Here is a 24,801-nt window from a genome sequence, read left to right as displayed (position 1 = left end):
TTCATGCCTCTGAAGTTTGGTCGGCAGAGGGACTTTTCTCAACTCCCACCACCACCATGGCAGCGCGCAGAACCCGTTCTCCCATCAGGTAGCCCGGCTGCGCCACCGCGTCGATGATATGTTCGCCACCGTCATCTGCACCCGGAGCCATTTGAATGGCCTGGTGCAGATTCGGATCGAAGGTGTCGCCGACCTTTCCGTAACGCTTGACTTTAAACCGCGTCTGCAAAGTGGACTCCAATTTGGTAGCCACCGCGCCAAACGGACCCTCCAAGTCTCCGTGCTGACGAGCCAAATCAATGTCGTCCAACACTCCCATCAGGGCATCAACCACCGAGGCGACCCCCGCTTCTTGCTGCTGGGGGATTTCCGCCTTGGTGCGTTTGGCGTAGTTGCTGTACTCCTGTTGGAGGTTATACAAATCCGCCCGCGCCCGCGCCAAGTCATCCTTGGCGCGATCGAGGTCTTGGTTTAGCGTCGCGATACGGTCCTCTTGGGCATGAGCCAACTCGCCGGTCAGCTCATCCGCTTCATCCGCGGCGGGCTGTCCACCCGCCTGAGCCGCGCCCCCGTTTTCGTGACCAGCAGAGTCACCGGGGGAAACATGGCTGTGTGAGGAATGCTCCGCCGCGGAGTCGGCATTTTTGCCGTTCTTGGAGCCAGACTTGGCTTTGACCTCGGTCTCTGCGGAATTCTGTGCCGCGCTGGCCTTTTCGGCTTCATGAGCAGCGGCTTCATCGAATTCTTTCTGAGCTTCGGCGTACGCCTTGCGGGCCTCTTGACTGAGTTTGTCCTCGCTCACTTGTTATCACCCTCATCGTCTTCATCAATGACTTCGGCGTCGATAACGTCGTCATCATCGGTGGAGGCGGTGTTGGGTTCCGCAGCAGCACCGTCCGCCGGCGCCGACTCGTTTTCCTGCGCGTGGGCGTACAGAGCCTGTCCAATGGCTTGGGCCTTTTCCTCCAGTTCGCTCATCGCCGTCTTGATAGCTTCGATGTCTTCACCTTCGTTGGCCTTCTTAAGGTGTTCCAAAGATTCCTTCACCGGAGCCACCACGTCCTCAGGCAGCTTTTCAGCGTTGTCCTTCAGTAGTTTCTCGATACGGTAAACGGCCTGTTCAGCACCATTACGCACCTCAGCTTCGTCACGACGCTGCTTGTCTTCCGCAGAGTGCGCCTCGGCTTCCTTAATCATGCGGTCAATTTCGTCCTTCGGAAGGGAAGATCCGCCGGTGATGGTCATGGACTGCTCCTGACCAGTGCCGCGGTCCTTTGCCGAAACGTGCACGATACCGTTAGCGTCGATGTCAAAAGTGACTTCGATTTGCGGCAGTCCGCGTGGCGCAGGAGCGATTCCGGTCAGTTCGAAAGTGCCCAGCGGCTTGTTGTCGCGAGCGAACTGACGTTCCCCTTGGTAGACCTGAATCAGCACGGAAGGCTGATTGTCCTCGGCGGTCGAAAAGACCTCGGAGTGCTTGGTCGGAATAGCCGTGTTGCGCTCAATCAGCGGGGTCATAATGCCGCCCTTGGTTTCGATACCCAAGCTCAAGGGGGTCACGTCGATGAGCAGGACGTCCTTGCGGTCACCTTCAATCACGCCCGCCTGGAGAGCGGCTCCCACCGCCACGACCTCGTCGGGGTTCACGCCCTTATTCGGCTCACGCCCCCCGGTCAGCTCCTTGACCAGCTCGGTTACGGCAGGCATCCGGGTGGATCCGCCAACCATCACCACGTGGTCGATTTCGCTGAGCTTAATGCCGGCGTCTTTGATGACCGCGTTAAACGGAGTCTTGCAACGATTGAGCAGGTCTTCCGTCATTTCCTCAAACTTGGCTCGCGTGAGTTTTTCGTCTAGGTGAATCGGGCCGTTTTCGCTCATAGACAGGTACTGCAGGTTAATATTCGTGCTCATCGCGCTGGACAGTTCTTTCTTGGCCTGCTCAGCAGCGTCACGCAGACGCTGCAACGCGATTTTATCCTTGGACAAATCCACGCCGTCCTTGGTCTTAACCTGGTCAACCAACCAGTCGACGATGCGCTGATCCCAGTCGTCGCCACCCAGTTTGTTATCGCCGTTGGTGGCGCGCACCTGAATGGTGGAAAAACCGTCGTCGTCCTTGCCGACCTCCAGCAGGGACACATCGAAAGTGCCGCCGCCCAGGTCGAATACCAGGATTAGTTCGTCCTCCTTGCCCTTTTCCAGACCGTAAGCCAGCGCTGCGGCGGTCGGTTCGTTGATGATACGCAGCACCTTTAAGCCTGCAATCTGGCCAGCTTCCTGGGTCGCGGTGCGCTGAGAGTCATTGAAGTATGCCGGAACGGTGATGACCGCGGAATCCACGCTTTCACCCAGGTAGGCTTCGGCGTCCTGCTTGAGTTTGCCCAAGATACGAGCCGAGATTTCCTGCGGAGTGTATTCCTTGTCGTCGATGGCGACCTTCCAGTCGGTGCCCATGTGACGCTTCACCGAAGATATAGTGCGGTCTACGTTCGTGACCGCCTGACGCTTGGCGACCTCTCCCACCAGGACTTCGCCCGTCTTTGAGAACGCCACCACGGAAGGCGTGGTGCGCATCCCTTCTGCGTTGGCGATAATCGTGGGTTCACCACCTTCCAAAACGGCCAGAGCCGAGTTTGTGGTTCCCAAGTCGATGCCTACTGCTTTTGCCATTGTGTTTCTCCCCTTTTTCGTTGTGTGTTCGTATTCTTTACATTTCAAACCCAAGAATAGGAATCTTGAGTTCTAACGACTCAAGTTTAGCTCAGGTGATTTTCCTTGTCTACCCGAAACTGTAGAACTTGAGTCTATCTAACTCAACTTCTGAAAGGGTGGTTTTATTCCCGCAAAACGCAGGCCGAAACGAAAAACGATGAAACGCCCTTGTGAACTCAAATCCAGAAAGGGCAAAGCGCCCGGAAAAACTCCGGACGCCTTGCCCCAAAGGAGAACATCATGAAGAAAAAAGAATGTTGTCCAAACCCCGCAAACTAGGCGGCAAAGCCCTGGTTAGCCACCGTGCGGGAACTGAGAATCCCCACGATTCCCGAAGCGGGAACGTTGAAGGAGGGACGACCTACCAGCTTGTTTACCGCGTCAGCCAGCGTGCCAGACTTGAAAGCCCGCGCGTCGCCATCCGCCCGATTCACGTTGCTGGGAGCGACAACCTTGGGGAAAACAGGAACGTTATCGTAGGCGCTGCGGCCAGCCGTGGAGGCCACAGCCACCGCAAACATCTGAGGTGTCTGCAGCTTGTCTGTCCCGCTAAGTTGCTCGCTCATTTTCATCCCATCCTTGGATCGTCATAGTCTCTGACTCCAAGACACCGTTGCCGATGACCTTGGTGACAACCGTAACTATCGGCCGGTTTTGGACTTCATTAGGTTCTTTACGGATTTTTCTGACCAAAGGGGGTTTGAGCAGGCAATCAATGTTCAAAAGGGGGACTTTGTCAGGACAAATGATTGTTTCGGGGTGATTCCCCGCCACTGCCGCGCGATGTCAAAAATCCCTCGAAACCGCCACAATCCAGCCAGAAAGCCAACTGGAAGGCATGAAACAGGTAAACTTTGAGGGTGGCTGAAAAGGAAAAGTCCTCGGGAACATTGGTAATCGGCTTGGGCCGTTTCGGGTCCGCGGTGGCGATGACGCTGAATTCACTGGACCGCGAAATTCTGGCGGTCGAAAGCGACCCGGCGCAAGTCGAGCGGTTTTCCCCGCTCTTTCCCGTAGTGGAAGCGGACGCGACCCGCCTGGACGCGATGGAACAGCTGGGTGCCAAAGATTTTTCGTCCACCGTGGTGGGGGTCGGCGCTCTGGAAGCGTCGGTGCTGATTACCGCCAACTTAGTCGATTTGGGGATGGAGCAAATCTGGGCCAAAGCCATCAGCCGCGAACAGGGCAAAATCCTGCGTCGTATCGGCGCCCACCATGTCATTTACCCCGAATTTGATGCTGGACGGCGTACCGCGCACCTGGTTGACGGCAGGATGCTGGACTACGTAGAGATGGATCGGGAAGGGTTCTCGATTGTTAAGATGCGCCCGCCGGCAGAGATCCAAGGATTTACCCTGCTGGAATCCGATGTGCGCCGCCGCTACGGGGTCAATATCCTGGGTGTAATCTCGCCTGGACAGCACTTTGAATACGCCGGGCCGGACACCGTAGTGGCAGCCAACGACCTGATTATCGTGTCGGGCGACGGAAAACTGCTCGAAGATTTCGCGAACCGTCCCTAGGGGAACTTTAGAGGTTCAACCAATAGGTCGAACCGGGCACCACCCGATACATGACCGCGGTGAGGCGTGCCCCTGCACACGATTGCGCCAGCTCACCTAACTCACTCGCCTCGATGTCTACGCCCACGTCGGCGCAGTCCAAAACCGCCGCGAACCCGAAAAACACCACGTCGTAGTCCTGGCGAACCCGCTCCCAATCGACCCCCAGAAACACCGCGTCTTTGCCGCTCAAGCGTTGGAACTCCTGGCGCACTTCCAGGTTGGTGAACTCCAGCGGATAGCGCCTGACCAGCTCACGCCAGTTTTCCAGAGTATTCACTTGATAGACACGGTTAAAGCTGAGGGGCGGAATCTGATCAAAGTGGAACGGAATCTCACGCGCCTGTTCCGGACTGGCTGCCCACACCGGGTCAAACAGGTCGCGCGTACAGGCGAACTGGAGCAACGGCGCTTGTGGGAAGTGCAAGCCGGAAGTCGGATCGGGGATGGGAGGAACCGGACCGATGAAACTCGTCACAAAGGGGAAAGTGTGGGGATTCGTTCCCCCGTGAGGCGCCCCGTAGCGCGGTAGCTGCCCGGAAGGGCGCTGCACAGCGCTGGGGTCGGAGGGCTGGCGCAGCGTCACGGCATCCAAAGAATCAAACCGCAGATGATGCGCCCGCGGATGAAAACGCTGCTTGAGGTACTTTAACAGGGGAAACTCCAGCCACTGCTGGGCTAGGGCATCCGCGATATTTCGGCCACTGGGACCGATGACCCGATCCGCAATCCGCGGCTGCATATCCTCACAAAAAGTGTAGTCACACACAGCCGAGGAAAGCCGCTCCACCAACAGGGGAAGCTGTTGCTCGGAAAGACCCTGAGCATTTTCCTGACTGAGCTCATCGAACCGGGCTTTAAACACTTGAATCGCTCTGTCGGCACCGGGAATGTCGCGCACATCAGTGCCGTTTTGCAGCGCCTTGAGGGCGTGCTTTTCCTTGCGCGCCCGCGCCCGCATATAGGAGTCAAGCAGTTTGCGGTGCAGAGGGTCGTCTGCCATTCCCAAACAGAACGATTCCAGGGTCGAACCCGCGAAAATTTCCCGGTACAGATTGGGAAAAGCCACCAGCACCACCCAGTATCGGCGCCACGCCCCCGGCTTCGCCTCCAGGTTAGGGAACGCCCAATTCGTTACTGCCATCGTTGAATTCTCGCTATGTCCTATCCAATACTGGGGGCCTCTTCGGGAAACCGTATCACCCGACGGCGGTTACGCATGGCGAGGGCGGCTCCGAAAGTCATGGAACCCACCCGGCCGGTAAACATCAGCAGGGAGAGCAAAATTTTCCCTGAATCCGGCAAGGAACCGGTGATGCCGGTGGACAGACCGACGGTACCGAACGCACTGTTGACTTCGAACAGGGCTTTCGATAACGGCAGGTCGGTTATCAGCATCAGAATGGCGGTAGACAAGCCTATGACCAGGGAACTCATGGCGACAACCGCCACTGCCAGACGCACCGTGGAGGGACCAATACGCCTCCCGAACGCCTCGATGTCACGATTGCCGCGCACCTCGGCCAAAATCGCCAGAACCATTACCGCGAAAGTCGTGACCTTGATACCCCCGGCGGTGGAAGCCGAGCCACCACCGATAAACATCATGATGGAAGAAACGAACCAGGTCGCCTCGTGCATCGAACCCACATCAACCGTGGAAATCCCTAGTGACCTCGCGTTGAACGCGCCCAGCAAAGCCGCCAGGAATTTACCCGGCAGGTCCAGGGCTCCCATAGTTCGCGGATTGTTCCACTCGATAGCCGCGGTGATTCCGCCGCCAACCACGGACAGTGCCAGGTAGGTGGTGACGGTCAGTTTCGAGTGCAAACTCAAGTGTTTTGGCCGCCGCCAGTTGCGGGCTAGGTCCAAGGAAACCGGGAAACCAATGGCACCGATGAAAACCCCCAGACACATCGGGCCGATGATGCCGAAGTCGGAGACGAACTGTTCCACCCCGCCCGGCACTATGACGAAGCCGGCGTTGTTGAACACGCTGACCGCCATGAATACCGCATACCAGGCCGACATGCCGACACCGTAGTCTTGCCGGATGAACTCGGGAAAAAGCATCAGGGCAATGACCGATTCAACCGAAACCGACACCAAGAGAGCCATTTTCCCCAGCGAACCGACTTCCCCGAGAGAGGATTTCTTTTCCCCCGCAGCCAGGATGCGGGCGGTCAAGCCAATGTGGCGCGAAACAGCCAGGGACAGCATAGAGGCTAGGGTCATGACCCCGAGTCCCCCGATTTCTACGCCGAGCATGATGACCACCAGCCCAAACGGCGACCAGTAGGTGTCGGAAGGTACCACGGTCAAACCGGTCACACACACTGCTGAAGTACTGGTAAACAGCGCGTCGACGAAGCGGGCGTGACTCGGATCGCGGGTGGAAATCGGCAAGCACAGGATAGCGGTGTGGATGGCGATGATGGAGAGGAACACCGCCAGAGTCAGGCGAGCGGGGGCGCGGCGGGCGAGATCATCAAACCACTTCCCGCTTTTCTCGCGCAGGTTCGCAAAAAACTTCAAGTTCGCCCGTTCCTTTTTCCCGACAGAGATTTTCCGGCTGGTTTTCTGGCGGAGCTTTCGCTGCCCCGGTGGAGTCCTGACGGAATCCACGTGAGGAAAACTCGGTTACAACGTTACCCTCTGGCAGAGTAAAACCGGAATAGTAGCCCCTCAAAAATGAGTAATTTCGAGGAAATTCCTGGGTTTAGAGAAAATTGTGAGCTGAGAACTAACACTTTTAGGCAAATTGCCGCTATATTTTTGTATGTAACGCGTGTTAAGTGTGGGACTAAAGTGGCTCCAGTAACGCGTCTAGGTAATTTTAGGATGACGGGAATGACTCAGAACCAGGCACCACGGTTCCTCACCGTAGCGGAAGTTGCGGATTTGTTGAGGGTCTCAAAGATGACTGTTTATCGCATGGTTCATGCTGGCGACCTTCCCGCCGTTCGTGTCAAGCGTTCGTTTCGGGTGCCGTTGAAGGCGGTCGAAGAGCTTTCCGCGTCAAACCTGGAAAACTGGATGGTTGGCAACGAGGACGAAGCTGTCGCGCAATAGTTTGTGACGTCACCGCGAGTCTGGGCTCTTTCGTTTTGGCTAGGGTGTCTGAAAAAGGTAAACTTGTGGGGTTATTTGCTGCGCGACAGGCGGCAGCAGTTATTTTAGGAGGTCGGCGTGGGTTCCGTTATTAAGAAGCGTCGCAAGCGGATGGCGAAAAAGAAGCACCGCAAGTTGCTTCGTAAGACGCGTCATCAGCGTCGTAACAAGAAGTAGACGTCGGCGGGCTCGGATTTTACTCCGGGCCCGCGCACGTTTTTCTGGGCGTCTCATCAACACTTCAGTAAGATTGATTCGTGGCGAAAATCGCAGCTTTTTTTGATGTCGACGGCACCTTGATTCGCGGCGCCTCGACCTGGTACCTGGCCCGGGACTTATACTCCCGCGGCTACTTCGGGCTGGATTTTTTTGTGTTTGCGGCTCGCCAGGCCTTACTTTATGTCATTTTCGGGGAAAACATCCACCGCGTCGAGCAGGTGAAAAAACGGTCCCTGCAGATTATCGAAGGCAAACTGGAATCGGATTTGGTACTGGTCGGCGAGGAACTCTACGACCGTTTCCTGCAGGAACGGCTTTTTCCAGGAGCCTTGGACATTATCCAAAAGCACCTCGATGCCGGGCACGATGTCTGGCTGGTTTCCGCCACCCCCCGAGAAATCGCCCAATCTATGGCGCACCGCTTGGGCCTGACCGGGGCTTTGGGCACGGTAGTGGAAGTCGATGAGTGGGGACGCTACACCGGAAAGATGCCGCAGTCTCTGATGCACGGCACCATGAAAGCCAAAGCGGTACTGGAACTGTCTTGGGAACACGACTATGACCTGAAACAGTGCTATGCCTATTCCGACTCCATGTCCGACGAAAAACTCTTTAACCTGGTCGGACACCCCCGCGTGGTCAATCCTGAACCGAAGTTACGCCGGATTGCCAAACGTCGGCACTGGCCGGTTTATGATTTCGCGCACCGCCGCCTGGATATTGCCATCAAGGTGCGCAGCCGCTACCTGCCCGCCATCACGATAGGTTTCCTGTGGACCCTGCGGGTTCTCTGGAGATACGTGATTCGCCGGATTTTGCGCGCCTTGGGGCGGGCATTGCATTTCCTGTTTCCTTGGCGCCGATAGCTGCCCAAAACCCGATAACCGCTGACCGTCAACCCTGAAAAGTGAGGAACCATGGCTCTGACCACCGTCCACCTGATGCGCCACGGCGAAGTCGATAATCCCGAAGGGGTGCTGTACGAACGGCTTGACGGCTTTGGGCTGACCGAGCGGGGCCGGGAAATGACGGCGCTGACGGCTCGCTGGCTGGCAGAGGAAAACCGCGATATTGCCATGATTATGTCCTCCCCGCTGCAGCGCGCGCGGGAAAGCGCCGCCCCCGCGGCCGAAATTTTCCAGCTGCCCGTTTTCACCGATTCGCGTCTGACCGAGGCGGGCAACAAGCTGCGCGGGCAAAAGATTCACCGTTCCTCGCTGACCTTGGCCCACCCGCGATACTGGCCGCTGTATGTGGCACCCTGGCTGCCGTCCTGGGGGGAACACTACCGGGATATCGCCCAACGCATGTTTCGCGCGGTCGCTCACGCGAGAGCCCTGACTCCCCCGGGCCGGGAATCGCTGGTCGTTTCCCACCAGTTGCCGATTTGGACTCTGCGGCGTTTTGTGGAGGGAAAATCCTTAGTTCACGATCCGCGGAAACGCGAGTGTGCCCTGGCCTCCGTGACCTCGTTTTATTTCGATAACGCCACCTTGATTGGCTTGGACTATGCCTCACCAGCGGAATCACTGGTGGCTCAGTCCCGTGACGTGACGCCGGGCAGTTCCAGTGCCGCGGTTAATACCGGTCGCTGATTCGTGAAATTGCGCGATTTCTGAAGTGCGGGTCCCCGCGGGGTCGCACCGCTCACGCTTGCTTAAACTGGCTGTGATACAGCTGGTAGTATGCGCCGCGTTGGGCCAGCAATTGTTCATGATTGCCAGATTCCACCAGGCGTCCCTCGTCAATGACCAGGATAATGTCCGCGCCGCGAATCGTGGAGAGCCGATGCGCGATGGTGAAAGTCGTCTTGCCGCGGCCCAGCCGCGACATCGCCTTGGCCAGCTGCAGTTCAGTGCGGGTATCAACCGCGGAAGTCGCCTCGTCCAGAATCAGGATAGACCGGTCGGCGTAAAACGCCCGCGCTATGGTGAGGAGCTGTTTTTCCCCAGCTGACAGTGCCGTGGAATCGTTGTCAATCAACGTGTCGTACCCAGCCGGCAGGGCTTTCACCAGGGAGTCCAGTCCGGATTGAGTCGCTGCCAGTTGCACCGCGGTCGGGTCGGGCGCGGGCTGGCCGAAAGCAATGTTGGCGCGAATCGTGTCGTCAATGAGCCACGGGTCTTGCGCCACCATGCCGATTTCGGCCCGCAGCCGCTCAATCGGAATTCGACGGATGTCGAGACCGCCCAGGGTGATGGTGCCGCTATCAGGGTCAACGTAGCGTTCCAACAGGTTCACTAGGGTGGTTTTGCCCGCTCCGGTGGGACCCACGATAGCGATGGATTGGCCCTTTTCTACGGTCAGGTTCAGGTCTCGGATGACGGGTTTGCCGGCCACGTAAGAGAACGTCACGTTGTCGAACACGATGCGACCGTCCTGTAGCGCCGCGCCACAGTCGGCTGTCCCCTCGTCCCGGTCAGAAGCGGGGTCGGGCCCGCAGATGAGCGGGGCCACCCGGTCGGTTTCGATTTCGGAATCGGTTTCGTCAATGAATCCGAACAGGCGCTCGGCGCTGGCCAGTGCGCTTTGCATCAGGTTCAAAATTTGCATGACCGCGGCTAGCGGCATAGAAAAGTTGCGTGAATATTGGATAAACGCCTGGACTCCCCCGATGGTCATCATGCCGGACAGCACAAACCAGGCACCGATTACCGCAACCAAAACAAAGGACAGATTAGACACCAATATCAGCATTGGCTGCATCAGCATGGAGATGAACTGGGCTTTGAAACTGGCTTGGGTGAACGTCTCATTTTCCCCCGCGAAGCGTTGGGAATAGGTCGGTGCCAAACCGTGCAAGGTGAGGATTTGTTGCCCGGAGAAGGATTCCTCGACCAGGGTCGAGACCACCCCGGTTTGGTCCCATTGTTGCTTAAAGTAGGGCTGGGACTTTTTCATGATGAATCCGGCTCCCGCCCCGACGATGGGCAAAATCAGCAGGGTCAGCAACGCTAGCCACGGGGAAATCACGAACATCATCACCGTGACCGCCACAATGGAAATGAGCGAGTCCAGGGCTCGCCCCAGAACCTGCTGCAGGGTCTGGGTGATGTTATCGACATCGTTAGTGGTGCGAGACACCAGGTCACCCCGGTCGTGAGACTCCAGGTAAGACACGGACAGCCGGTTGACTTTATCGTTGGCGGCGTTTCGCAGCCGATAGCCCAAACGCTGCACCACCAGTCGGTTGATACGTTGCCCCAGGTAGCCCAAGATTGCGGCGACCACACTGAGGCTCAACGCCACCAAAAGGTTTTGTACCAGCCGGTCCATTTTTCCGGCCAGAATGTTATCCGTGGCGAAACCGAGAATTGCGGGAACCAGGCTCATCGAGATGGTTCCCGCCAGAATCATGAAGAATTCCAGCCCGATTAATCCCAGGAAAGGCTTGAGCTCAACGAATAGCCGCTTCCAAGCCGCGCGGGCGTTGCGGGGCTTATCGTGCGGGTTGGGTGCCCCGTGCGGGCCCCGCCGAACAGAGCGTCTCTGATTTGGAGGCATTATGGCACCTCCTCCAAGGACAGCTGGGACTCCACGATTTCTTGGTAGGCTTCGCAGTCAGCCGACAGCTGCTCATGGGTTCCCAGACCCACCATCCGACCCTCATCCAACACGATGATTTGATCCGCGTGGCGCACCGAAGCGATACGCTGCGCCACAAAAATCAGGCTGACCGGCCCCTCCAAACTTTTGAGCTCGCCACGCAGCCTCGCTTCGGTAGCAAAATCCAGAGCCGAGAACGGATCATCGAGAAACACCAGCGCAGAGCACCGGAACAGGGCTCGTGCCACCGAAAGCCGCTGACGCTGCCCACCGGAAAAATTCTTGCCCCCGGCACTAACCTCAGCGTCCAAGCCGCCGTCCAAGGCAGACACAAAGTCCCCCGCTTGTGCCCGACGCAACGCCACCCAGACCTTCTCACGTACCTCATCCGTGATTTGCGTCGGCTCCAAACCGGAAACAGTGGAGGCAATAGTGCCCGAGAACAGGTAACTGTTTTGGGGAACGTAAGCGATGTGGCGGTGCCACTGGTGCAGGTCGAGGTCTCGCAAGTCCACTCCGTTGACCGTGATCTGTCCGGCGGTAGGGTCCAAGGACCGCATCATCAGGCGCAAAAGGGAGGTTTTGCCGCTGCCGGTGGAGCCGATGATGGCGGTGCTCTGGCCCGGCTCGATACGGAAGTTCAGGTCCTGCAGCAAAGACCGGCTGGCACCCGCAAAACCCACCGAAACTCCCTCGAAAGCTAAGGTAAACGGCTCTGCGGGGAAAGCCGCAGGAGTGCGGGGCGTGCTGATTTCGGGAGGGGTCGAGATGACTTCAGTCAAACGTTTGGCACACACCTCGGCACGAGGCACCATCACGAACATGAACGAAGCCATCATGACCGCTCCGAGCAGCTGCATCAGGTAGGTCAGGAAAGCGACAATATCCCCGATTTCCATTTGACCCGAAGAGTAGCGGCCCGCCCCGAACCAGATCACCCCTATCGAGGAGAGCATCACGATGAGCTGTACCGCGGGAATCATCAGCGCGAACAGGTTACCCAGGCGCAAAGCGACATCACGCAGATCCCGATTAGCGGTATCAAAACGTTCGTTCATGAACGTTTTGCGGCCAAAAGCCCGCACGATACGCACCCCGGAAAGCGCCTCGCGGATACGCGCCGCTACCGCGTCGATACGTTCCTGCTGAACTTTGAACAAAGGCGACATGAAGTGCATCAAGATGCCCACCACGACCAGCAGCACCGGCACCGCCACCAGGAACAGCAGGGACAGCGGGGCGTCTAGAGACACCGCCATGATGACCGCGCCCACGCCCATTATGGGGGCTTGAATCATGATGATGAAAGTCATCAGAATCACGCCTTGCACCTGGTTGATGTCGTTGGTGGCACGGGTAATCAGCGAGGCGGAACCGAAGCGGTGCATTTGGGACGAGCTGAAAGTCAATACCTGGTCATAGACCTTTTGGCGCACATCGCGACCAATCCACATGGCAATTCGACCGCTGAAATACGCCGAGACGACCATCCCGAGGGTCTGAATGACGGTCGCGACCAGCATGATGCCGCCAAGTTTCCAGATCAGGGCGAGGTTTTCGCCCACGATGCCGTCGTTGATGATGTCCGCGTTCAAAGTCGGCAACCACAGGCTGGCTAAACATTGCACCACCTGGGCAATAATCACTATTACCAGGAAGGCCCAACGCCGCGGCATATGCTCTCGCCACAGCTTAAACAGCATCAGGACCTCCGAGATTAGTTAAATATTTTAAAAACCAGTAGTCAGTTTGGCACAAATTCTCAGGGGACGCATAACTTCGCTTTTTCGCTGAAACTGGCGTACATTTCCCGAGGCTTCGGGCAAGAGCACCTCCGGACGGTTAGAATGAAAAGGTCACGTCACCGGGGAAGACCCCCGAGAAACGATTGAATAGGATTTTATGAGCGAGAACGCCACATACGAACAAATGCTGGCCCAGATTGACCCCCGGATTGGGGTGGAGTACGTGTTCGCCAGCGTCACCGAGCTACCACCCGACGTGGAGCCGGTCGCGTTGATTCGCGAACCGGAAGGCATCACTATCGGGGTGACTTTGGAAGAAGCCGCCCGCGCCGGTCTCAGCACTGCGGACCCCTACACGATTATTACCCTGTCAGCGCCGGGATCTTTGGACGTGGTGGGGTTAAACTCGGGGATTGCCCAAGTACTGTCCTCCCGTTCCATTCCGGCAAACATTTTTTCAGGTATCTATCACACCCATATTTTTGTGCCGTCAAAACTGGCGGCCGAGGCTAAAGCCGTACTCGAAGATGTGTCCGGCCAAGCCAAAGCCTGGCTCAATATGTAAGCCCGGGCGTCAACCCCAAAGGAATACTGTTCAGAATGAAGGATAGAAACCCTCTCCTGCTGAATCCTGACCCGATGGATCGGATGGCAGACGGAACCATCAAACAGCGCAATCCCCTGACCGGGACCCAAGTGTGGACGGTGACGGGCCGCGGGAACCGTCCCCACTCCCACCGGCGCGTTCTGCTCGACCGGCCACGACTGCTGCTTCCTTCCGAGTTCACCAACACCTGCGCCTTTTGCACGGACCGATACTTCGACACCCCGCCGGAAAAATCCCGATTGGTCAAAGGCGTGGACTCCAAGTTCCACATCATTGAAGGCCTACCCGCCGCCTCCATGCACGACATGGTGGCAGAGTTTCGGCGGATTCCCAACCTTTTTGAGATTGTTTCCTACGACTACTGGCACGAAAACCACAACCACTACCCCACCGAGGCCCAGAATCGGCGCATGGCTGACTACCTGGCTTCTGCCGCGGGGTATGACCACGTTTTGCACGTGGTGAAAATGCGCCTGGAGGCTTCCGGTGAGGACCACCTGGAAACTATTCCCGATGATGCCCTACTGCAATACGCCAACGGCCTGTTTGCGGGGGGACACGACGTTATCGTGGCACGGCGCCACTACGTGGACGGGGCGACCCGGACGGATCAAAACGCTTCAGCCGGGACCTTGAGTGTTGCGGAACACCGTGCCTACATCGGCTACACCATCGCCGCCCTGAAAGATTTGTACAACTTGAATCCTGCCGTGAAATACGTCACCGCTTTCCAAAATTGGTTGAAACCGGCCGGAGCTTCATTCGACCACCTGCATAAACAGCTGGTGGCGGTGGATGAATACGGGGTTCAGATTGAAGCCGAAGCGGCGCGGGTGGCAGCAAACCCGGCGATTTACCGCCAAATCCTGCACTATGTGGGTCACCGGCAAATGATGATTCTGGGCAACGACTACGCGGTAGGGTTCGCCGACTTCGGTCACCGCTATCAGACCATCGCGGTCTGGCCGCTGGGACCGGCGCTGCTGCCGTGGGAATACTCGCGTGAAGAGGTCGATGGGATTTCTGACGTGTTGCACGCGCTGCACTGTGCGGTAGGTCCCGCGGTACCCACCAATGAGGAGTGGTACCACCGACCTGTTGACCTCGATGTCCCGCTGAGGTTCCGCATCCTCTTAAAGCAACGCACCTCGACCTTGGCAGGCTTTGAAGGTTCCACCCGGATTTACCTCAACTCGGTCGACCCGTGGACGCTGCGTGACGAAATGGTGACGCTGCTTGAGAAAAAACGCGAACAAGGCCTCATCGCACCCTCGCTGCGGCTGGGCAACGAATATCGTCTGCCAAAAAATCCCCTGGGGGAATAGCTCGCCCCGCGCGAGCGCATCGGCAAAACCCGCGGCGGTACTCTCGACCGAACCGAGGCCTGACCCGATAACATGGAGGGGACGCTGTTGTTTGGCGTAAACCTGACAAGGATTTAAGGAGAAAACGTGGACATCGGACAAAAAGTTGTGAATGTGGCGGCTGTGGCCGCGGCCGGTCTGGTCAGCGACAACATCGTCAGGCTGGGATGGAGGATCGCCACCGGAGCCAATCCTCCCAAGGAGGACGACATCGAGGTCGGGTTGGCTCAAGCCATCGTTTTCGCGGTTCTTTCCGGGGTTTTGTTAGCCATTATCAGGCGTTTTACCGTGCGTACCGCCAGTCAGTGGTGGATAAACAAGCACAGCGAAGCCGGCATCGAACGCGTCTAGGGGCGCCAAAGTTCGGGTTCGGACTCAGAGGGAAACGACAAAATCGTCCTGGTCAATGACGACCCCGTGAGTCGCTTCGGCCAGCTCCCTGGCCACGGCTTCTATGGCATCAATGACGGTCAGCCGGTCCAAGCGCATTGCGCGTTTCAGTTTACTTTCCTCAGTGATGGTGATTTCCGGGGCTATCCAGGAAATGGCGTAGCTCACGCAGCCATCTTCGGCGTGTCCCAAGGCCGGAGGGATAGCGGTTTCCCCCTGCACAACCACGTGAACAGCTGATTTTTGGGTCACGTCAGCAGCGATGGCGTAAGCGTCGACCATCATGGGCATGGACATGGCAGCCTCGTCGTAGGCTTCCGCTTCCGCGTGTAGCCACGCGCGCTCGTCCGGGCTGACTCCGGATTGGATGCGGGAGCGCAAGCCGTCGGGGTCATAGTTGGCGCGCTCCTCGGGGGTGGTCAGTTGAGGTGTTTTAGGTCCCGAGCTGCGCTGTGTCTGTTCGGTTTCGTTTCCCATCAGCAGGGTCGCGATAGGCAAGGCTCGCTGCACCACCTGGAGGCAGGCCGCGGGCTCCAACCAAATTTCAGACAAGACCCGCAAGCTCACCGCGGAATCCGGATCCGGCACGATGATGGGCCCGGTCGAGAACCGCAAGGCGCCAGCCAAACGCCGCGCCATGCGCCGCAGCCCTTGCAAAACTTCGAGTTCCAACCCTTCTGGGCCACCTTCTCGAAACGCGTCCCACAAGGGGTCGCGGTCCTGCAGCCACTGCGGCACCGGTTTCCCGCGCAAAGCAGGAACCCCCGCCAAATACGCGAACTTCAGGCGGCTGGGCAGCCCCAATCCCACAATCGCCTCCGGCGTCAAATCCCAAGGACCGGTCAGATACGCCTCTTTCTCAAGCTCTAAAAGCCCCGGCCCCAGGCGAGAACACCCGGTCCAGATTTGCCCGGCCAGAATGTCGATTTCTTCGGGCTGCACGTCGTCGGCGACCGCCAGCAGGTGAAAAGGCTCGGCGGCGTGCAAATCCAGAGAATCGTGGCGATTGGCCGGTGACAACATGATTTTCTTCCTTCCTAAGTCTGGTCTGGGGGCCGTTACCGAGGCTGCGCTGCCGGGGGTGGCACGTCTGGATCGCGGGGTGCAAGCGCGTTCGCGGCGTTTGTCCACCGCGCCCGCGACGGGAGAAAGCGGTTCACAGCCCCAGGTCGGGGTGTGGTACAGCCACAATCCCGCGCCCTTCCGGGACCTCCACCCGACTGAAGTTCAGGTAAGAACGCGAGGCGGTAGGGCCGCGCTGACCCTGGTAGCGGGAGCCTTTCGCGCCGGAGCCGTAGGGAGCCTCGGACGGGGAGGACATCTGGAAGAAACACAGCTGACCGATTTTCATGCCCGGGTACAGGGCAATCGGCATGGTCGCCGTGTTGGACAGTTCCAAGGTGATATGCCCGGTAAAGCCCGGGTCGATGAATCCCGCGGTCGAGTGAGTCAAGAGGCCCAAGCGTCCCAGCGAGGATTTGCCTTCCAAGCGCGCCGCGACGTCATCGGGCAGGGTCACGTGTTCAAAGGTGGAGCCCAACACGAACTCGCCCGGGTGCAAGATGAGCGGTTTGTCACCGGTATCCACCAGGCGCGTCAGCTCAGTTTGCTCTTTCGACGGATCGATTAAGCCGTATTTGTGGTTATCGAACAGGCGAAAGTATCGGTCCAGGCGAATGTCCACCGAGGCGGGCTGTACCGCGTCAGGATCCCAGGGATCCAGCACGACTTTGCCTTGGGCTACCAGAGCACGAATATCACGGTCAGAAATCAGCATGGCACCATGCTATCGCCTCTAAGAAGCGGGTTGGGCGTCAACGATTTCCACATAAAAAGCCAAAGGCGAGTTTGGCGGAATCGCCGGCGGACGGCCTTCCTGACCATAAGCCATCTCAGAAGGAATCCCGAGGATAACTTTCGCCCCGACCTTTTGCCCGGCTAACCCCTGAGTCCAGCCGGCAATCACATGCTGCAAGCTGAAAGATGCAGCTTCCCCACGAGCAAAGGAAGAATCAAAGATAGCCCCTTGGCCCCACACTTGACCCACGTAGTTAGCGGTGACGGTGTCGGTCTCACTGACCACCGCGCCCGTCCCCTCTTGGACGACCCACGCCGTGTTTTGGTCCGGGGCGGGCATATCCTGAGGGAACCCTACCGCGGTCTCGGCTCCGGAACCGACCACCTGGGGGCGGTCGCCCTCGACGACGGCAGCAGGGGTGGACTTGGGTTCTTCAGGAGTGGGGGTGGCGGAGTTGGACGCGGCCGGGCTCTGGCTGGCGGCCTGGTCTTTGGCCTGGGTCGAGCAGGCGCTCAAGCTCAAGGTCAGCGCCGCAGCGCCAGTGAGGAGTAACAGTTTAGGAACAATTTTCACAGTCATGATTCCACCCTACCCGACCCACAGCTGTTGGTCGAAAAGTAGCTATTTCTCTGCCGGATTGGTGGCGCGGGCATGACCTGGAGTTTCGTCAAGTTCATTGACCAGTTCCGTCATCCGGTTGAGGGTGTCCCGATATTCCTCACGTGCCACGCCGTGCAGGATTTCCAGCATACGGCGCAGCTGCTCGGGAACGATGACCGCTCCCGCTCCCCACACCGCAATCTCAGTGACCGCCAGTTCCAGCAGCTCATCGGCAGTTTGTGGACGGTAAACCAGACGGATCGTACCCGCTTCGTCAGTCACATAAGGTACCGGAGTCTGTCGGGTTACCGCCCTTATCAAGATGGTGTGCAGGGCGTTGATGGCTTCCACCGCGGTTAGGGGGTCGTTGATGCCCGGAGACAGGGCCCGGCTGGCAATGTCGACAAGCTGGCGGATGCCAAAGCCGATGTCTTGGCGCAGGGAACGCTGCGGGGAGAGAACCAGGCCTTTTTGGATTTTTGTCAGTACAGCCTCATCAACGTCGGCATAAACCACGCCGACCTGGGTGCCAGCTCCGAGATAGGAACCAACTTGCGTGGTTAGTTCAATGGTGGTGTCAAGCGTTTCAGCTAGTTTCACCAGGTAGGGGTAGTCGATGTCGCTGAGACGGTCGTCAGCCTGCTCCAACACAATCGGGGTGACAGCACCGTCGCGCGGGGGGTTCCATTCCCGAGCGCCCTGGCGAGGCTGGATCGTTGAGCCTCCCGGAATCATGCAGTCCATGGTGTCAATAGTGCGTCGCGACAGATCTCGGATTACGTTTGTGACCCGGATAGAGGTGGTGATGTGGTGAATGAAAGCGAGGAAAAATCCCACGCTGACAATAACCAACAGGAAAGCCAAGCTGGTGGCGATCTGGGGAACGAACCCGGCATCCGTATCAGTTTCACTGTGTACACAGCGCAACACCGTCAGCGCATAAAGGAACGTTCCAGCAAAAACCCCGAGAGTGGTCTGTGTAATGCGTTCTTCCAGGAAAGATTCCAGAATACGCGGGGTGAACTGATTGGACGCCAGTTGCAAAATCACCATAGTGACGGAAAACACCAGGCCAGTGACCGAAATCATGGCGCTGCTGATAGTGGTGAGCACGCTACGAGCCCCATCGGGACCGCCCTCGAACAGGAAAGGTAGGGACTGACCCACCGCCCTATCGATTTGGGGAATGACCAAACCAGCCACTATTGCCGCGGCGCTGAGAGCCAGGGGAATCGCCCAAAATCGCGTCCAAAATTGTTTCCACCAGTTCCAGCGAGGGACTTCAGGTAGCCAATGACCATAGACTACGGGTTCATCTTTCGTCTCACTTTTGGGTATTTCGGTGTCACTCACGATTCCACCCTATCGCAGTATCCGAGTCGAAAGTGAGCTCACTTACAGGCTGGAATACCCATAGGTGCCGCCCTAACGGTTTCAATCTGCCCTGACGAGAGCGTAGAGCTATTAAAATTTTGACTGCAGATTGATTCCCAACCAGGAGGTTCCATGTCTACCCCTCATATCGCTGCCGAGCCCGGGGATTTCGCTCCCGCCGTATTAATGCCAGGCGACCCGAAACGAGCCGAAAAAATCGCCCATACCCTGATGAGTGACGCCAAATTGGTCACCGACGTGCGTTCCATGCTGGGCTTCACCGGCACTTATCAGGGCAAACCGCTGTCGGTGATGGGGTCGGGAATGGGTCAGCCCTCTCTGACTATCTATGCCACGGAACTGTTCAAGTTTTTTGATGTGAAGCGCATTATTCGGGTGGGTACCTGCGGTTCTATCTCTGCCCAAGCCGGGGTCGGCGACACGGTGGTGGCGATGAGCGCCCACACTGACTCTCACATCAACGTGGCGCGTTTTCCCGAGATTACCTTTGCTCCGTGTGCTTCGTGGTCCTTGCTTTCGGCCGCCATGAAAGCGGTTGACGAACTGCCCGAGGCTGACCGCGACCGGGTCCATGTCGGGACTGTGTTCTCTGAGGATCATTTCTATTTCAAGGTTCCGGGTTTGCTGGAACGCTTGCGCGCCTACGGCACCCTCGCCCTCGAGATGGAAACCGCCGCTCTCTATGGAGTTGCTGCCGAATTTGGTCGTGAGGCCCTGACGGTGCTGACCGTCTCGGATAGTCTGCTAGACCATTCTCAGGACATGACCCCGGAGCAACGCGAAACGAAGTTCGCCAACACGCTGGCTCTGGCCACCGCGGCCGCCCTGTGCTAAAGACCCGCCGCACTGACGGCCTTCTGAACTGGCAGAACTTTCTAAAACTAACGGAACGCCCTAGGCAATCCGGTCAATAATCAAGGGCCCTGCCCCGGCAAAGGTGTCCGAGATTTCCCAGCCGCCCTGTAGCGCTGCCAGCGCCCGCTCGAAGCGCTGCGGTTCATCTGCGTGCAGGGTAAACAGGGTTTGACCTGCCTGTACCCGGTCGCCCAGTTTGGCGTGCAGGGTTATTCCCGCCCCCAAGGACACTGCCTCGCCCGGACGGGCTCGCCCGGCACCGGTACGCCACGAAGCCACCCCGACAGCCAGTGCGTCCAGGCGGCTCAGTACACCGCTGCGCTCCGCCTTTACTTCGCAGTGTTCCCGAGCCGAAGCCAGAGGTGCGTCGGGGTCCCCGCCCTGGGACCGAATCATTTCCCGCCAGGTGTCCATCGCGGCACCCGAAGCCAAAGCCGCGCCCGGATCGGCATCGGGCCGCCCCGCGGCCGTCAACATTTCTCGCGCCAAAGCGACCGTGAGCTCCACCACGTCGGCGGGACCCCCGCCTGCCAGGACTTCCACCGCTTCGGCGACTTCCCCCGCATTGCCGACTTCCCGGCCTAGTGGAGTGGACATATCGGTGAGCAGGGCCACCGTGTGGGTGCCGGCATCTTTACCCAAAGCCACCATGGTTTGCGCCAGCTCGCGGGCTTGAGATAGCTCTTTCATGAAAGCCCCGGAACCGACCTTGACATCCAACACCAGGGCGGCGGAGCCTTCCGCAATCTTCTTTGACATAATCGAGGAGGCAATCAGCGGGACACAATCAACTGTGCTGGTCACGTCCCGCAACGCATAGAGTTTCCGGTCGGCGGGAGCCAGCCCCGCCCCGGCCGCACACACGACCGCCCCGCAGCCGGTTGCCAGAATCTCGGTAATCCGCTCATTGCTCAGCTCGGCCTGCCAGCCAGGAATAGCCTCCAGCTTGTCCAAAGTGCCGCCCGTGTGTCCCAAGCCACGCCCGGAAAGCTGCGGTACGGCCACCCCGAAACTCGCCACCAGCGGCGCTAGCGGTAGGGTGATCTTGTCCCCTACCCCGCCGGTGGAATGTTTATCCGCGGTGGGACGCGGCAGGGAGCCAAAATCCAGGCGTTGCCCGGAGTCAATCATCGCTTGGGTCCAGTCGAAGATTTCGCGCTGGTTCATGCCCTTGAGGAACACCGCCATCGCCAGGGCCGCCATCTGTTCGCTGGTAACCCAGTCGCGGGTGTAGGCCTCGATGACCCACTGAATCTGAGCGGTAGATAGCTCCTGACCATCGCGTTTGGTCCGAATCACATCGACAGCGTCAAAGGGTTCCACCATGATTTTCCTTTCCGGGGCTTTGGCTCAAAATTCCGGCCCAAAGATTCCAGCCAAGTTTTCCTGAACACGCCCCTAACGACCGAGTATGAACGGCGTCAACTGCCCAGACCAGCCAGATTCATCGGCTAGTAATTTACCCAGATTCCGGTGTTTTCGGAGGCGTTTCGGGGGAGGGATTCTGTTCCTCGACCGGTTTTAGCGAACACGGACCACGAGTTAATTTCTGCATTTCGGGGATATCCTTGGATTTCAGAACATAACATGGAAAAAGCTCGCTCGGAGGGGGACCGGCAGATGTATATGGACTGGCTGGAAAACGACCCCGATCCCCGCGACCGGGAAGCCCTGCAACGCCTGCTCGACACGGATACTCCCGCGGCAAAAGCTGAACTTGCCGCGGCTTTCGAGTCAGAAATCGCGTTCGGCACCGCCGGTCTGCGCGGAGAAATGGGTCCCGGACCAGCCCGGATGAACACAGCGGTGATTCGCCGCGCCACTTGGGGGCTGGCCGCGGCCCTGCGAGCAGCCGTCGGGGACGACTTCCTGGTGGTGATTGGTTTCGACGGTCGACATCGTTCCGCCGACTTCGCCCGCACGACGGCGGGAGTGATTACGGCAGCCGGTGGAAAAGCCCTATTGATGCCCCATATTTGCCCCACCCCCCTGCTGGCCTACGCGATGGGCCAGTATCACGCTGACGCCGGAGTGATGGTGACGGCCTCGCACAATCCCGCGAAAGACAACGGTTACAAGGTGTACCTGGGAGGGCGGGTCGTCACCGGTTCGGGTTGTCGGGCACAACTCGTGCCCCCTTGGGATTCGCGGATTTTTGCCCAGATTCAGGCTGCCCCGCCGGCACGTGACGTGCCCTGCGCCGAGTCGGGGTGGGGTTTCATTGACGAGGATTTGTTTACCAGCTACATTCAGCGCACGGCGAGCCTGGTTAGCGCCGATTCCCCGCGGGATTTGCGGCTGGTGCTGACTTCGATGCACGGGGTCGGGGCTGATGTTTGCGAAGCCGTGCTAGCTCAAGCCGGATTTAGCGAGGTGTTTCCCGTCGCCCCGCAGCGTGAACCCGACCCGGATTTTCCGACTATTCCGTTCCCCAACCCGGAAGAGGCCGGGGCCCTCGATATGGCTATGGCATTGGCTCGCGAAAAACACGCGGATTTGATTGTCGCCAATGACCCGGACGCGGATCGTTGCGCGGCGGCGATTCCTGACCCGGACTCACCAGGGGGTTGGCGCCAGTTGAGTGGGGACGAAACGGGGGTTTTGCTGGGGTATTACCAGTGTCAAGGCCGCCGGGGTTTGTCAGCCACGGTGGCTCGTTCTCTCGTTTCGGGGGAACTGTTGGACCGGGTGGCCGCGGCCGCCGGAGTCACTCCGATGGTGTCCCTGACAGGTTTTAAGTGGATTGCCCGCACCCCGGGGCTGATTTTCGGATATGAGGAAGCCATCGGCAATTGCTGCGATCCTGACAGCGTGCGCGACAAGGACGGGATCAGCGCCACGGTGAAACTGTGCGAAATCGCCGCCATGTTGAAGGCGCAGGGCCAAACTATTGACGATAAGCTCAATGAGCTTTATCTCGCTCACGGGCTTTATGTCACCACACCGCTGACATTCCGGGTGGCGGATGTGAGCTTGATTAGTGAGGGAATGCGCCGTCTGCGGGCTCGCGGTTTGACGGATTTCGGTGGGGAACCCATCGTGTTTAGCCATGACTTGTCAACCAATTCGATGCCTGATGAGCTGCACACCTCCGTGCCGTCAGGGTGGGATTATCTGCGGGAGTTGCCGCCTACGGACGCGCTGTTCTTTGGCACGGCTTCCGGATCGCGCGTGGTGGTGCGCCCCTCCGGAACCGAACCAAAGTTAAAGTGCTACCTGCAAGTGGTGATACCCGAAGTCACCACCCAGACCCTTGTGACGGCAAAAGCCCAGGCCCGCCAACGTTTGGCGGCCATCAAAACGGATTTGAGAGAAGTTTTAGGGTTTGACGCGCCCTGAGCCGCGTGTCCGCGGGTTCGACTGGGCGGTTTCAAAAGGTTCTATGGTCGCGTTAGAGCGTCTCCAAGACTTTGCGGGTTCCCGACAGTCCCAAGCGTGAGGCCCCGGCCTCTACCATCGCGAGGGCTTCGGCTCCGGTGTGGATTCCTCCCGAGGCTTTCACTCCCATCGTGTCTGACACGGTTTGGCGCATCAATGCTACCGCGTGGGTGGATGCCCCGCCGGCGGGGTGGAATCCGGTGGAGGTTTTCACATAGTCAGCTCCGGCAGCTTGAGCAGCCTGGCAGCACTTCACGATTTCCTCATCAGTCAGTGCCGCGGACTCGATAATGACTTTCAACAGTTTCGGGGCGGGCACTTCTTTCTTTACCGCCGCGATGTCGGAGCGCACCCGGTCCCAGCGCCCGTCCTTCACCCACGACAGATTGACAACCATGTCAACTTCATCTGCGCCTGCGGCCACGGCTTCACGAGCCTCGACAGCCTTGGTAGTTGTCGCATGAGCGCCGGAGGGAAAACCGCAAACCACGCACAGTTTGAGAGACTCAGGGACCTGGAGCGGCACCTGGCTGGGGGAAACACAGACGGAATAAGTCCCTAACTCAACGGCTTCCGCCACCAGCGCTTCTACTTGGGCTCGAGTTGTCTCCGGCTTTAACAAAGTGTGATCAACCATGGCCGCTAACTGCGCTTTTTCCATTGAATCCTCCAAATGCTCGAAATCGCGTTCCAGCGATTATACGCCAACGCCGCCCCAAACACTCACGCTGGAGCATTGTATGGGTTGAACTTTTGGTAAAATTTGGGGCGGGAAGGAGCACCCATGAAACACTTTATTTTCACGGTAATTTTGCTGTTAAGCGTGGGTCTGCTGGGGGCATGCACCGGCAGTGGGGATGTCACGACGGCCACGGGGGTTACGAAAGCCACAGGTACGCCTACCAACACTGCGGACACCCCCGGCGCTTTGCCACCGATGGTCCAGGTTCGGGGCGACGTTTATAGGGAAACCGGCTACGTCAACAGCGGGGTGACGTGCGGAACTGCTGACGGCACGATTCGTACCAGTGTCGACGTGACGAAAACCCCCAGCGCAGACGATGAATCAAACTTTGGGACGGGATATGAATATCAAACCTGGGAACCCGGCTATTTGAATGTAAAGAGGGGCGAACGCTGGATTCTTTTCCAAGACATCGCCATGAACTCGACACTTATGCCCAAAGGTGTCGCCAACTTCCGCGCTGAAGTAAAGGAAAGCGACACGGATAGGCTCATGGTGCAGGTAGTGCAGGTGCCACCGGAATATGCCTGGATTTTTACGAAGGGACAAAACCAGCCTGATTTAGACGTGAACAGTCTCAAGCCGATTGCTTTGCCGGTCGATAACTTGGATTACACGAAAGACGGGAAAACCGTAGATGCCACGGGGCTCACGGGAAAAACCGTCACGGTCTGGTTTGACGGCACCATCAGCGGCACCGAACCTCAAATGTCCTCCCCGGCTCAGCTCGGCCAGGTTTACAAAATCAAAGTCGAACCAGACGCCGATTAG

Annotated in this window: 24 protein-coding genes; 11 read left to right on the top strand and 13 right to left on the bottom strand. The window is 58.3% G+C overall.

From position 1 onward, the window contains the following. Nucleotide 1: 1 nt before the first annotated feature. The 3 genes from Q0X47_RS03855 to Q0X47_RS03845 form a co-directional block, all read right to left on the bottom strand. The gene (locus tag Q0X47_RS03855) at nucleotides 2-802 is read right to left on the bottom strand and encodes a nucleotide exchange factor GrpE (RefSeq protein ID WP_297723076.1); all 801 of its coding nucleotides are present in this window, start codon (nucleotides 800-802) and stop codon (nucleotides 2-4) included. Then, nucleotides 799-2,673: a molecular chaperone DnaK gene (dnaK, locus tag Q0X47_RS03850; protein WP_297723074.1), complete on the bottom strand. Its 1,875-nt coding sequence runs from the start codon at nucleotides 2,671-2,673 to the stop codon at nucleotides 799-801. Before dnaK ends, Q0X47_RS03855 begins: the two co-directional genes overlap by 4 nt. Before the next feature lie 317 nt (nucleotides 2,674-2,990). After that, entirely contained in the window at nucleotides 2,991-3,281 is a 291-nt protein-coding gene (locus Q0X47_RS03845; protein ID WP_297723072.1) for a hypothetical protein, read from the bottom strand. A 294-nt stretch (nucleotides 3,282-3,575) separates the two neighbouring features. Here Q0X47_RS03845 and Q0X47_RS03840 point away from each other — a divergent pair, with 294 nt between their 5' ends. Then, the gene (locus Q0X47_RS03840; RefSeq protein ID WP_282922304.1) at nucleotides 3,576-4,238 is read left to right on the top strand and encodes a TrkA family potassium uptake protein; all 663 of its coding nucleotides are present in this window, start codon (nucleotides 3,576-3,578) and stop codon (nucleotides 4,236-4,238) included. Between the two features lie 7 nt (nucleotides 4,239-4,245). Here Q0X47_RS03840 and Q0X47_RS03835 read toward each other — a convergent pair whose 3' ends face one another. Both Q0X47_RS03835 and Q0X47_RS03830 read right to left on the bottom strand, forming a co-directional pair. Continuing rightward, entirely contained in the window at nucleotides 4,246-5,421 is a 1,176-nt protein-coding gene (locus Q0X47_RS03835; RefSeq protein WP_297723071.1) for a DNA mismatch repair protein MutL, read from the bottom strand. Between the two features lie 20 nt (nucleotides 5,422-5,441). Beyond that, nucleotides 5,442-6,812 carry a TrkH family potassium uptake protein gene (locus Q0X47_RS03830; RefSeq protein WP_297723069.1) on the bottom strand — a complete coding sequence of 457 codons (1,371 nt, stop codon included), beginning with the start codon at nucleotides 6,810-6,812 and terminating at the stop codon, nucleotides 5,442-5,444. 315 nt (nucleotides 6,813-7,127) lie between these two features. Between Q0X47_RS03830 and Q0X47_RS03825 the strand changes: the two genes are divergently transcribed. From Q0X47_RS03825 to Q0X47_RS03810, 4 genes are all read left to right on the top strand, one after another. After that, complete coding sequence (locus tag Q0X47_RS03825) at nucleotides 7,128-7,349, top strand: helix-turn-helix domain-containing protein (protein WP_297723067.1); 222 nt, start codon at nucleotides 7,128-7,130, stop codon at nucleotides 7,347-7,349. A gap of 117 nt (nucleotides 7,350-7,466) precedes the next feature. Beyond that, nucleotides 7,467-7,565 (top strand): 30S ribosomal protein bS22, encoded by a 99-nt coding sequence (locus Q0X47_RS03820; RefSeq protein WP_003792170.1) that lies wholly within the window; start codon nucleotides 7,467-7,469, stop codon nucleotides 7,563-7,565. A gap of 80 nt (nucleotides 7,566-7,645) precedes the next feature. Beyond that, nucleotides 7,646-8,473, top strand: coding sequence for an HAD family phosphatase (locus Q0X47_RS03815; protein ID WP_297723065.1), 828 nt, complete (start codon nucleotides 7,646-7,648; stop codon nucleotides 8,471-8,473). A 51-nt stretch (nucleotides 8,474-8,524) separates the two neighbouring features. Further along, nucleotides 8,525-9,202: a histidine phosphatase family protein gene (locus Q0X47_RS03810; RefSeq protein WP_297723063.1), complete on the top strand. Its 678-nt coding sequence runs from the start codon at nucleotides 8,525-8,527 to the stop codon at nucleotides 9,200-9,202. Between the two features lie 52 nt (nucleotides 9,203-9,254). Here Q0X47_RS03810 and Q0X47_RS03805 read toward each other — a convergent pair whose 3' ends face one another. Then, nucleotides 9,255-11,111, bottom strand: coding sequence for an ABC transporter ATP-binding protein (locus tag Q0X47_RS03805; RefSeq protein WP_297723061.1), 1,857 nt, complete (start codon nucleotides 11,109-11,111; stop codon nucleotides 9,255-9,257). After that, on the bottom strand, nucleotides 11,111-12,856 hold the full coding sequence (locus Q0X47_RS03800) for an ABC transporter ATP-binding protein (RefSeq protein ID WP_297723059.1): 1,746 nt from the start codon (nucleotides 12,854-12,856) through the stop codon (nucleotides 11,111-11,113). Before Q0X47_RS03800 ends, Q0X47_RS03805 begins: the two co-directional genes overlap by 1 nt. A 199-nt stretch (nucleotides 12,857-13,055) precedes the next feature. Between Q0X47_RS03800 and Q0X47_RS03795 the strand changes: the two genes are divergently transcribed. From Q0X47_RS03795 to Q0X47_RS03785, 3 genes are all read left to right on the top strand, one after another. Next, nucleotides 13,056-13,463 (top strand): ACT domain-containing protein, encoded by a 408-nt coding sequence (locus tag Q0X47_RS03795; protein WP_297723058.1) that lies wholly within the window; start codon nucleotides 13,056-13,058, stop codon nucleotides 13,461-13,463. Nucleotides 13,464-13,498: 35 nt separating this feature from the next. Next, entirely contained in the window at nucleotides 13,499-14,830 is a 1,332-nt protein-coding gene (locus Q0X47_RS03790; protein ID WP_297723056.1) for a DUF4921 family protein, read from the top strand. A 126-nt stretch (nucleotides 14,831-14,956) separates the two neighbouring features. Continuing rightward, on the top strand, nucleotides 14,957-15,220 hold the full coding sequence (locus Q0X47_RS03785) for a DUF4235 domain-containing protein (protein WP_297723054.1): 264 nt from the start codon (nucleotides 14,957-14,959) through the stop codon (nucleotides 15,218-15,220). A 24-nt stretch (nucleotides 15,221-15,244) separates the two neighbouring features. On the opposite strand, the gene Q0X47_RS03780 is transcribed toward Q0X47_RS03785, so the two are convergent. The 4 genes from Q0X47_RS03780 to Q0X47_RS03765 all read right to left on the bottom strand — a co-directional run bounded on the left by Q0X47_RS03780 (nucleotide 15,245) and on the right by Q0X47_RS03765 (nucleotide 19,010). Then, nucleotides 15,245-16,282, bottom strand: coding sequence for a hypothetical protein (locus tag Q0X47_RS03780; protein WP_297723052.1), 1,038 nt, complete (start codon nucleotides 16,280-16,282; stop codon nucleotides 15,245-15,247). A 133-nt stretch (nucleotides 16,283-16,415) separates the two neighbouring features. Continuing rightward, nucleotides 16,416-17,036: a dCTP deaminase gene (gene dcd / locus Q0X47_RS03775; RefSeq protein WP_297723050.1), complete on the bottom strand. Its 621-nt coding sequence runs from the start codon at nucleotides 17,034-17,036 to the stop codon at nucleotides 16,416-16,418. An 18-nt stretch (nucleotides 17,037-17,054) separates the two neighbouring features. Then, nucleotides 17,055-17,636, bottom strand: coding sequence for an FKBP-type peptidyl-prolyl cis-trans isomerase (locus Q0X47_RS03770; protein WP_297723048.1), 582 nt, complete (start codon nucleotides 17,634-17,636; stop codon nucleotides 17,055-17,057). A gap of 42 nt (nucleotides 17,637-17,678) precedes the next feature. After that, nucleotides 17,679-19,010 carry a DUF2254 domain-containing protein gene (locus tag Q0X47_RS03765; RefSeq protein WP_297723046.1) on the bottom strand — a complete coding sequence of 444 codons (1,332 nt, stop codon included), beginning with the start codon at nucleotides 19,008-19,010 and terminating at the stop codon, nucleotides 17,679-17,681. Between the two features lie 153 nt (nucleotides 19,011-19,163). Between Q0X47_RS03765 and deoD the strand changes: the two genes are divergently transcribed. Continuing rightward, nucleotides 19,164-19,886 carry a purine-nucleoside phosphorylase gene (gene deoD / locus Q0X47_RS03760; protein WP_297723044.1) on the top strand — a complete coding sequence of 241 codons (723 nt, stop codon included), beginning with the start codon at nucleotides 19,164-19,166 and terminating at the stop codon, nucleotides 19,884-19,886. Nucleotides 19,887-19,946: 60 nt separating this feature from the next. Here the strand turns inward: deoD and Q0X47_RS03755 are convergent, their stop codons facing one another. Continuing rightward, nucleotides 19,947-21,233 (bottom strand): thymidine phosphorylase, encoded by a 1,287-nt coding sequence (locus Q0X47_RS03755; RefSeq protein WP_297723042.1) that lies wholly within the window; start codon nucleotides 21,231-21,233, stop codon nucleotides 19,947-19,949. Between the two features lie 261 nt (nucleotides 21,234-21,494). On the opposite strand from Q0X47_RS03755, the gene Q0X47_RS03750 reads away from it, so the two are divergent. Further along, nucleotides 21,495-23,246: a phospho-sugar mutase gene (locus Q0X47_RS03750; protein WP_297723040.1), complete on the top strand. Its 1,752-nt coding sequence runs from the start codon at nucleotides 21,495-21,497 to the stop codon at nucleotides 23,244-23,246. A gap of 52 nt (nucleotides 23,247-23,298) precedes the next feature. Here the strand turns inward: Q0X47_RS03750 and deoC are convergent, their stop codons facing one another. Continuing rightward, a complete protein-coding gene (gene deoC, locus Q0X47_RS03745; RefSeq protein ID WP_297723039.1) occupies nucleotides 23,299-23,946 on the bottom strand; it encodes a deoxyribose-phosphate aldolase in 648 nt (215 codons plus the stop codon). Nucleotides 23,947-24,069: 123 nt separating this feature from the next. Here deoC and Q0X47_RS03740 point away from each other — a divergent pair, with 123 nt between their 5' ends. Then, nucleotides 24,070-24,801 carry a hypothetical protein gene (locus Q0X47_RS03740; protein ID WP_297723037.1) on the top strand — a complete coding sequence of 244 codons (732 nt, stop codon included), beginning with the start codon at nucleotides 24,070-24,072 and terminating at the stop codon, nucleotides 24,799-24,801.

It is taken from the genome of uncultured Mobiluncus sp., from assembly GCF_947254095.1.
Taxonomy (GTDB): Bacteria; Actinomycetota; Actinomycetes; order Actinomycetales; family Actinomycetaceae; genus Mobiluncus.
This window is presented reverse-complemented; position numbering and strand designations above follow the sequence as displayed.